This is a genomic window from Pseudoduganella aquatica, from assembly GCF_009857595.1.
GTDB classification, from domain to species: domain Bacteria; phylum Pseudomonadota; class Gammaproteobacteria; order Burkholderiales; family Burkholderiaceae_D; genus Rugamonas; species Rugamonas aquatica_A.
Genome location: NZ_WWCU01000121.1, coordinates 1 through 540 on the forward strand (window position 1 = coordinate 1; position 540 = coordinate 540).

General features: G+C 47.2%; 1 tRNA gene and 2 rRNA genes. All 3 read right to left on the bottom strand.

Going from position 1 to position 540, the window contains the following annotated elements:
• A 23S ribosomal RNA gene (locus tag GTP77_RS29840) occupies positions 1 to 120 on the bottom strand; the annotation flags it as partial.
• A gap of 200 nt (positions 121 to 320) precedes the next feature.
• Positions 321 to 396 (bottom strand) — tRNA-Ala (locus GTP77_RS29845).
• 61 nt (positions 397 to 457) lie between these two features.
• A 16S ribosomal RNA gene (locus GTP77_RS29850) occupies positions 458 to 540 on the bottom strand; the annotation flags it as partial.

A 540-nucleotide genomic window follows, 5' to 3' on the forward strand; every position in this document is an offset into this window, starting at 1 on the left:
ATTCGGAAATCCTCGGATCAAAGCTTGTTTGTCAGCTCCCCGAGGCTTATCGCAGACTTCTACGTCCTTCATCGCCTGTAATCGCCAAGGCATCCACCATGTGCACTTATTCACTTGTCCCTATAACATTGATTCCTTGCGACTAACAAAGAACCGTTACAAAGCAAGAAGTACTACGTTGTTGCGTTTGTTGATACATACAATCACTACCCTCGTTCAATCTTGCGATCAAACGAAAATAATAAATCTTTACTTCTTCCAAATTTTTAAAGAACGGTACAACTCAAACCTAAACCACGCGGCTTACGTTTGAACTGTAATGGTGGAGGATGACGGGATCGAACCGACGACCCCCTGCTTGCAAAGCAGGTGCTCTCCCAGCTGAGCTAATCCCCCTGAGTTCTTCAATCTTCAACAGCCGATAAGTGTGAGCGTTTGGCGTGGCGCCATACTCTAGAAAGGAGGTGATCCAGCCGCACCTTCCGATACGGCTACCTTGTTACGACTTCACCCCAGTCACGAATCCTACCGTGGTAAGCG